Origin of the sequence: Streptomyces sp. URMC 124, assembly GCF_051386455.1 — a bacterium.
Taxonomy (GTDB): domain Bacteria; phylum Actinomycetota; class Actinomycetes; order Streptomycetales; family Streptomycetaceae; genus Streptomyces.
The window spans coordinates 1-3839 of record NZ_JBPQTS010000275.1; the positions used below are offsets into that span (position 1 = coordinate 1).

Consider the following 3839-nt stretch of genomic DNA (forward strand, 5'->3'; position numbering starts at 1 on the left):
GGCCGGTCCGCGAGGACCGGCCGGTGGGTGCCGGTCAGGGACCGGCACCGCGTCACGGGGTGGTCTTGACCTTGACCTTGCCGTCGACGATGTTCTTCTTCGCTTCCTCGATCTTGGCCTTGATGTCGTCGATGAAGCCGCCCGAGGTGGCCAGCGAGACGCCGCCGTCCTTGAGCAGGTACTGGTGCGGGCCGGTCAGCGGCTTGCCGTCCTTGACGCTCTTGACCATGTCGAAGACCGCGACGTCCACGTTCTTCACGACCGAGGTGAGGATGTGGTCCTTGTACTTCGCCAGACCCGGCTGCTGGTACTGGTCGGAGTCGACACCGATGGCCCAGGCGTCCTTCTTGCCCGCGACGGCCTCGATGGAGCCGTTGCCGGAGAGGCCGGCCGCCGTGTAGATCACGTCGATGTCGCGGTCGAGCATGCCCTTGGCCTTGTCCTTGGCGGCCGCCGGGTCGTTGAAGCCCTTGTCGGTGCTGCCGAGGTACTCGGAGGTGACCTCGACCTTGACGCCGGACTCCTTCGCGCCCTGCTCGAAGCCCGCCTGGAACTTCTTGATCAGCTCGTTGTCCACGCCGCCGATGAAGCCGACCTTCTTGGTCTTGGACTTCTGGGCCGCGGCCACGCCCGCGAGGTAGGAGCCCTCGTGCTCACCGAAGGTGATGCTGTTGACGTTGTCGCCCGGGACGACCGAGTCGACGATCGCGAAGTTGGTCTTCGGGAAGTCCTTGGCGACCTTCTCGATCGACTTCGCGTAGTTGAAGCCGACGCCGATGACCGGGTTGTAGCCCTTGTCGGCGAGGGAGCTGAGGCGCTGCTCGCGCTCGGCCTCGGTCTCGCCGTTCTTGGCGGTCATCATCTTGCCCTCGACGCCGAGCTCCTTCATGGCCTTGTCCAGGCCACGGGCCGCGGACTCGTTGAAGGAGTGGTCGTCACGGCCGCCGACGTCGAACGCAAGGCCGACGCCCTTGCTCTTGCCGTCACCGGAATCGGTGGAGGACTCACCACAAGCGGTGAGGGTGAACGCGAGAGCCGCGGTGGCAACGCCCGCGACAGTGATTGTGGATACCCGGCGCACGAGGGGCCCCTTCACTCGAAGCGCCTCCTTTGGCGCTGGACGCCGGAATCGTAACGCGCGTAGATGGACTGAAAAGGGGTACAACAAAGCCGTTATCGGATCGACGCGAACCACTATTGCCCCGTTTGCGTCGGGGTTACCTCCATCCGGCCCAGTCAGGGCTGGGATCGGCCGTCCGCGCCGTCGATGGGTTTTACGTACAACGTGATCTGGCCCCGAACTACCCAGGTTTTACGTACAACGTGACCTGGAACTCTCCATCCCGGTCCGGCCGGGCGTCCACGGACCCAATACGCATGCCGGACGCCGCCAATGTGCACGCCAATGTGCAATCAATGTCCGCCCAAAATCCGGTGCTTGTTACAGCTAAACCCGCCCTCCGTCCAGCAATGCCGCGGCGGTGAAGAGTTCGACGCCGGCGGTGATGGAACCCTCGTCCACGTCGAAATCACCGCAATGCAGGTCACGCCGGGTCGTATCACCGACCGGGCGGACGCCCAGGCGGGCCATCGCTCCGGGCACGTGCTCCAGGTACCAGGAGAAGTCCTCGCCGCCCAGGCTCTGCTCGGTGTCCTCCACGGAGGAGGGTCCGCGGCGGGCGGCCATGGCGCGCCGCAGCAGGCCGACGACCTCGGCGTCGTTGACCACCGGGGGCACGCCGCGGACGTAATTGATCTCCGACTTGGCCCGGTGGAGCGTGGCGACCTCGTCGATCGCGGCGTGCACCAGGTCCGGCGCGTCCCGCCAGGCGTGCAGGTCGAGGCAGCGGACGGTGCCGGAGAGCTCCGCGTGCTGCGGGATCACGTTCGGCGCGTGGCCCGTCTCCATCCGGCCCCAGGTGAGGGACAGGCCCGAGCGGGCGTCCACCCGGCGGGCCAGCACCGCGGGCACGTCGATGGCGATCCGGGCGGCGGCGGTCACCAGGTCCGTGGTGAAGTGCGGGCGGGCGGTGTGGCCGCCGGGGCCGCCGAGGGTGACCTCCAGGCGGTCGCACGCTGAGGTGATGGGGCCGACCCGCAGGCCGATGCGGCCGACCTCGACCTTGGGGTCGCAGTGCACCGCGATGATCTTGCCGACGCCGTCCAGCGCCCCGCACTCGATGGCGTCCAGGGCGCCGCCGGGCAGCACCTCCTCGGCGGGCTGGAAGATCAGCCGGACGGGGTGCGGCAGCCGGCCCTGCTCGGCCAGGTCGGCGAGGACCAGGCCGGCGCCGAGGACCGCGGTGGTGTGCACGTCGTGGCCGCAGGCGTGCGCCATCCTGGGGACCGTCGAGCGGTACGGCACCGACTTGGTGTCCGGGATGGGCAGGGCGTCGAGATCGGCGCGGAGCGCCAGCATGGGCTGCGCCGGCACGCCCGGCTCCCGCCCGATGTCGCAGAACAGCCCCGTGCCCGTCGACAGCGTCCGCGGGGAGAGGCCCGCGCGCTGCAGTCTCGCCTTGACGGCCGCGGTGGTCCGGAACTCGCGGTTGCCCAGCTCGGGGTGCATGTGCAAATCCCGCCGGAACGCGATGAGTTCGTCGCGCAGCCCCGGGGGGAGCGTACCGGCGAGCACCCCCTCGCCCGTCCCCTGAGAAGTGGCAGTCCCGGCGTCGCAAGGCATCAGATGGTTCACGCAGGGAAGAGTAGAGCCCCCACCCGGGCAACTGCCCCCCGATCAAGAAAAGTTCAGCCGCATGGATGGCTCACTTGAGGGGTATGACCAGTCTTTACGGCTCAGGAAGCGGTCAGCGGGCTGGCCGGAAGTCGCCGCACATCCCGGGCCGTGTCCGTCACCTCGGCCAGGAATCCCTCCGCCCGGGGAGAGGCGTGCGCGGTGAGCCAAACGGGGTCGATGTCGCAGACCGCGACCGTGATCCCGGTGCCCGCGAGGGCCAGCGGCAGCGTGTGCACGACGGTCGAGGGGAAGCTCACGACGGTGCGGCCGACCGGGCCCCGGCGGGCGACGATCTCCAGCGGGAGCTCGGGGCGCACCACTTCCAGCCCCACCGCGTCCGCTATCCGGCGCAGCTTCTCCGCGCTCTCGCGGCGGTGGGCGAAGTAGCGGGTGGCGCCGTGGGCGCGGGCCAGGGAGGCGACGGCCCCCAGGTAGCGGTCGGGGTCCACGACCCCGGTCTCCACCAGGGAAGTTCCCACGAGGTCCGTGCCGCCGGTGAGCCGGGGCGGGCCGAAGGCCGCGCGCGTCCAGGCGAAGTCGTTGGCCCGGACGTCTACGCCGGGTGGCGGTTCGACCGGCATCGAGGTGAACACCTCTACGCTCCGGCCAGCGTTGGGCGTCAGCATCCGGCGCGCTGAAGCAGAGACCGGCGCGAAGAGGAGATCGCGCGCCCCTTTGCTGCCGCGGCGGTGCCACCGTACAAGGCTTTCGCCCCGGCCGAGTTGAGCGACGAACTCCATCGTGGCCGTGCCGTCGTCCACCACCACCAGCTCCCGCGCCCGGGTGATCGTCAGCAGCAGCTGGACGTAGCGCGAGAACGGGTCGCCGATCACGATCCGGTGCGCCCGGCGCAGCGCCCCCGCGAGCCCGCCGACCGTGGCCACCGGTGCCGTCGGCCCGCCCCGCGCCTCCTCCCAGCGCACCTCGTGCCCCTGGTCGCGGGCCAGCTCGGCCATCCGGCGCAGCTGGCCGCGCGACATCGGGTCGTGGGGCGCGAGGACGACGACCAGCAGCCCGGTGGGCTCGGGCCGGACGGGTGACGCCCCCGGCCCGGCAGCGCCGTCCTGATCGCGGGGACCGGGCTGGCGGGGGACGCCGTGGG

Annotated in this window: 3 protein-coding genes; all 3 read right to left on the reverse strand. The window is 70.2% G+C overall.

All coding sequences use genetic code 11. The features are described from left to right. Positions 1–52: 52 nt before the first annotated feature. A complete protein-coding gene (locus ACSNOG_RS32020) occupies positions 53–1081 on the reverse strand; it encodes a BMP family lipoprotein (RefSeq protein WP_436756211.1) in 1029 nt (342 codons plus the stop codon). Positions 1082–1447: 366 nt separating this feature from the next. Beyond that, the gene (locus tag ACSNOG_RS32025; protein ID WP_436756213.1) at positions 1448–2683 is read right to left on the reverse strand and encodes an amidohydrolase; all 1236 of its coding nucleotides are present in this window, start codon (positions 2681–2683) and stop codon (positions 1448–1450) included. A gap of 113 nt (positions 2684–2796) precedes the next feature. After that, a partial coding sequence (locus ACSNOG_RS32030) for a hypothetical protein (RefSeq protein ID WP_436756212.1) occupies positions 2797–3839 on the reverse strand: 1043 nt, incomplete at its 5' end.